Below are 786 nucleotides of genomic sequence, written 5' to 3' on the forward strand. Positions count from 1 at the left end.
TTGATTTTGCTGCGGCCTACAACCGTGACCCGGAACTGTTGCGGCAAAAAGTTTCCGCCGTATATATCAGTGCCGGCAACGGACCGAGCGGCACACAGGATGAGTGTAATGCCGGATTAGACCCCCATGCCTATCGTTGTCTCTTAAAAAGCGATTTGCCTGTTTATTGGTGTCCCTGCATCCCGAACGGCGATTACCGGCAGGCAACAAAGGAAGATGTACTGGCAAAAAACGACAATACCTATAACACCTGCTTCATCGCCCCCAATCAGGCAGAATGTTTGAAAAACGTTTCTGCACGGCTCCACAATTTTTTCAATTATGCTTTCACCGCATCTACCGAAGACCCTGTTCCATACTTGGACCGCACGCCCGACACGCTTACCACAAAGGAAAAATGGATTTGGAGTACTCCTGCTTTTTTCCATGCCGCCGGTCGCAAAATTTATGCACGGCAGGATGGCGGCTATATTGCCTGCTCGCCCCGGGAAGCCAAAAAACTGGGAATCAGCAAGAAAGAGGTAAAGGTGTTTGCATTTGACCCTGTCCGTCTTTCGGAGGTATCCGAAAGCTCCGCCAAATTTCCTGTTTTAAAAGGAGATTTGAAAGTGAAAAAGAGTTCCGTCAAGGTATTTCATTATATCCATCCCGATTACAACCATATTATGGTATCTGCTCTTTCTAATATTTTGGAAACAGAGAAGCACTTTCCTGTTTCGGTGATTTTCGATACGGATTTGGGACCCGATTACGATGATGTGGGTGCGTTGACTCTCCTTCATGTGT

General features: G+C 47.1%; 1 pseudogene. It reads left to right on the forward strand.

What is annotated here, in order from left to right:
* Positions 1–786: pseudogene (locus ASC50_RS02190) on the forward strand (hypothetical protein); the annotation flags it as partial.

Source organism: Candidatus Symbiothrix dinenymphae, assembly GCF_001431085.1.